The organism is Streptomyces hilarionis, from assembly GCF_024539675.1.
Classification (GTDB): domain Bacteria; phylum Actinomycetota; class Actinomycetes; order Streptomycetales; family Streptomycetaceae; genus Streptomyces; species Streptomyces hilarionis.
On the sequence record NZ_JAHHIT010000307.1, the window covers coordinates 1 to 3,976 of the forward strand.

Here is a 3,976-nt window from a genome sequence, read left to right on the forward strand (position 1 = left end):
CCTCGGCCCCCGCCCCCCGGTCCACGCGCCCCACGGTCCGCGGAATCCCTGATCAGGCCGCGTTGTCAGTGGGGAGTCGTACGGTGGAGGACATGCGGCCCGTTTCCCACATCGAACGCACGGTGGCGCCTTTCGAGGTCGTCAGTCCCTATCAGCCCAGCGGCGACCAGCCGGCGGCCATCGCCGAGCTGGCCAAGCGCGTCGAAGCAGGAGAGAAGGACGTCGTCCTGCTCGGCGCGACCGGCACCGGAAAGTCCGCGACCACCGCGTGGATGATCGAGAAGCTCCAGCGCCCCACCCTGGTGATGGCGCCGAACAAGACCCTGGCCGCCCAGCTGGCGAACGAGTTCCGCGAACTGCTCCCGAACAACGCGGTCGAGTACTTCGTCTCGTACTACGACTACTACCAGCCCGAGGCGTACGTACCGCAGTCGGACACCTACATCGAGAAGGACTCCTCGATCAACGAGGAGGTCGAGCGGCTGCGTCACTCCGCGACCAACTCGCTGCTCACCCGTCGTGACGTCGTGGTGGTCGCCTCGGTCTCCTGCATCTACGGCCTCGGCACCCCGCAGGAGTACGTGGACCGGATGGTCCCCCTCCGGGTCGGCGACGAGCTCGACCGTGACGAGCTGCTGCGGCGCTTCGTCGACATCCAGTACACCCGCAACGACCTCGCCTTCACCCGCGGCACCTTCCGCGTGCGCGGCGACACCATCGAGATCTTCCCGGTCTACGAGGAGCTCGCCGTCCGCATCGAGATGTTCGGCGACGAGATCGAGGCCCTGTCCACGCTGCACCCGCTCACCGGCGAGATCATCAGCGACGACCAGCAGCTGTACATCTTCCCGGCCACCCACTACGTCGCGGGCCCCGAGCGCCTGGAGCGGGCCGCGAACGACATCGAGAAGGAACTGGGCGAGCGCCTGGCCGACCTGGAGAAGCAGGGCAAGCTGCTGGAGGCCCAGCGGCTGCGGATGCGCACCACGTACGACCTGGAGATGCTCCGCCAGATCGGCTCCTGCTCCGGCGTCGAGAACTACTCGATGCACTTCGACGGCCGTCTCCCGGGCTCTCCGCCCAACACCCTGCTCGACTACTTCCCGGACGACTTCCTCCTCGTCATCGACGAGTCCCATGTCACCGTTCCCCAGATCGGCGCCATGTACGAGGGCGACGCCTCCCGCAAGCGCACCCTCGTCGACCACGGCTTCCGGCTGCCCTCCGCCCTCGACAACCGCCCGCTGAAGTGGGAGGAGTTCCAGGAGCGCATCGGGCAGACCGTCTACCTGTCGGCGACGCCCGGCAAGTACGAGCTCTCGCGCGGGGACGGCGTCGTGGAGCAGATCATCCGCCCCACCGGCCTCATCGACCCGGAGGTCGTCGTCAAGCCGACCGAGGGCCAGATCGACGACCTGGTGCACGAGATCCGCACGCGCGTGGAGAAGGACGAGCGCGTCCTGGTCACCACGCTCACCAAGAAGATGGCCGAGGACCTCACGGACTACTTCCTGGAACTCGGCATCCAGGTGCGCTATCTGCACAGCGACGTCGACACGCTGCGCCGCATCGAGCTGCTGCGTGAACTGCGCGCCGGCGAGTTCGACGTCCTGGTCGGCATCAACCTGCTGCGCGAGGGCCTGGACCTGCCCGAGGTGTCCCTGGTGGCGATCCTCGACGCCGACAAGGAGGGCTTCCTGCGCTCGGGCACCTCGCTGATCCAGACCATCGGCCGCGCCGCGCGCAACGTCTCCGGCCAGGTCCACATGTACGCCGACAAGATCACCCCGGGCATGGAGCGGGCGATCGAGGAGACCAACCGCCGCCGGGAGAAGCAGGTCGCGTACAACACCGCGCGCGGCATCGACCCGCAGCCGCTCCGCAAGAAGATCAACGACATCGTCGCCCAGATCGCCCGCGAGGAGGTCGACACCGAGCAGCTGCTGGGCACCGGCTACCGGGCGAAGAAGGACGGCCGCGGCACGAAGGCCCCGGTGCCCGCCCTCGGCGACAAGGCGGCCAAGGGCGCGAAGACCAAGGCGGCCAAGGGCAAGGCCGAGCAGACGGTCCCGACCGACCGGCCCGCGGCCGAACTCGCGGGGCAGATCGAGGAGATGACCGAGCGCATGCGGGCCGCCGCGGCGGACCTCCAGTTCGAGGTCGCCGCCCGGATCCGCGACGAGGTCTCCGAGATGAAGAAGGAACTGCGCCAGATGAGGGAGGCCGGACTGGCCTGACGGAGAAGCCGGAACCGCAGGACGCGGGGACCGCACCGGTCGTACGGGACCGGTGCGGCCTGTGGGACCGGCCCGGAACCGCGCTGTGTTGCAAGACCGACACAAAGCGCGGGCCTGGCTACGGCAGTGTCAGTGCCTTTGCGTAGTGTTTCGGTCAACCGCGGGGGCCGCGGCAACAGGGGACAGCTCGAGAGGGGAATCAGCGCGTGACCGTCAACATGACCAAGGGTCAGGCCATCAGTCTGCAGAAGAACGACGGGGGCAGCCTGACCGCGGTGCGCATGGGTCTCGGCTGGCAGGCGGCCCCGCGGCGCGGCCTGTTCGGCTCGCGGACCCGCGAGATCGACCTCGACGCCTCCGCCGTGCTGTTCGCGGACAAGCAGCCGGTCGACGTCGTCTTCTTCCGCCACCTGGTGAGCGACGACGGCTCCGTCCGTCACACCGGCGACAACCTCGTCGGCGGCGTCGGCCAGGGCGGCGACGACGAGGCGATCCTGGTGGACCTCGCGCGCGTGCCGGTCCACATCGACCAGATCGTCTTCACCGTCAACTCCTTCACCGGCCAGACGTTCCAGGAGGTGCAGAACGCCTTCTGCCGCCTGGTCGACGAGACCAACGGCCAGGAGCTCGCGCGCTACACGCTCGCGGGCGGCGGCGCCTACACGGCCCAGATCATGGCCAAGGTGCACCGCGTGGGCGGCGGCTGGAACATGACGGCCCTCGGCACGCCCGCCAACGGCCGCACCTTCCAGGACCTGATGCCGGCGATCCTGCCGGCGCTGTAACAGGTCCCGGGCAGCGGCACACGACGACACCACACGCGACGCAGGGGGGACGACAGGCGATGGTGGCCGAGCTGGTGCGGGGACAGAACCACCCGCTCTCCCAGGTCCGACTCGAGATCCGGGTCTCGGCCGGCCGTCCGGTCGTGGCGGCCGCGACCCTCGGGGACGAGAGCGGCAGGATCCACGGCGTCGAGTGGGTGGCCCACCCGGGGGCGCCCACGCTGCCGGGCCTGGAGGTCTCGCGGCAGGCGGCCGCCGACCACCGCCTCGCGGTGGACCTGGACGCCGTGCCGGCGGCCGTGCACCGGGTCGACGTCCTGCTGGCGCTGCCTCCCGGCGCCGGCGGGCCTGCCAGTTTCGGCTCGCTGTCGGCCCCCTTCGTCGCCGTCACCGGTCTCGACGGCGCCGAGGTCGCCTCGTACACCATCACCGGTCTGAACGCGGAGTCGGCGGTCGTCGCGCTGGAGCTGTACCGCCGGCAGGGCGCCTGGAAGGTGCGCGCCGTCGGCCAGGGCTACGCGGGCGGCCTCGCCGAACTCCTCACCGATCAGGGCCTGCCGCAGGCACACGAGCTGGCGGCAGCCGTCGACGAGGCCGTCGCCCGTGAGCTGGCGCGCTCCCTGCCGGCCCCGCCGCCGCTCCCGGCGGACGGGGACCGCTCCCGTCAGACGGCCACGTCCACGCTCGGCCCGGACCAGAGCGGTTCGCCGTACGGCGCGCAGCAGGGCGGCCCGCACCAGGGCGGGGCTCACCAGGGCGCTCACGGCGCGGTCGGCCCGTACGGGGCGACCCAGAACCCGCAGGGCGCTCCCGGAGGCCCCGCGTCGGCGGACCCGGACGCCACCCAGCCGGCGCAGGCGCCGACGGCTTCGACCGGCGGCCCGATCGACTACAGCCACCCGCGGCGTCAGAACACGGCGCCGCCCCCGCCCCCGCCGAGTGCGCCCCCCGCCC

The 3,976-nt window shown here is 71.0% G+C and carries 3 protein-coding genes; all 3 read left to right on the top strand.

Annotation, left to right across the window (positions count from 1 at the left end):
* Positions 1–92 precede the first annotated feature (92 nt).
* Positions 93–2,237 carry an excinuclease ABC subunit UvrB gene (uvrB, locus tag KMS84_RS38100; RefSeq protein ID WP_256921136.1) on the top strand — a complete coding sequence of 715 codons (2,145 nt, stop codon included), beginning with the start codon at positions 93–95 and terminating at the stop codon, positions 2,235–2,237.
* A 206-nt stretch (positions 2,238–2,443) separates the two neighbouring features.
* A complete protein-coding gene (locus KMS84_RS38105; protein ID WP_057580284.1) occupies positions 2,444–3,022 on the top strand; it encodes a TerD family protein in 579 nt (192 codons plus the stop codon).
* A gap of 59 nt (positions 3,023–3,081) precedes the next feature.
* Positions 3,082–3,976: TerD family protein (locus tag KMS84_RS38110; RefSeq protein ID WP_256921137.1), on the top strand; the 895-nt coding region annotated here is incomplete at its 3' end.

Coding starts and splice junctions, on each gene's coding strand:
- uvrB (WP_256921136.1), top strand. CDS start 93: ATGCGGCCCGTTTCCCACATCGAACGCACGGTGGCGCCTTTCGAGGTC.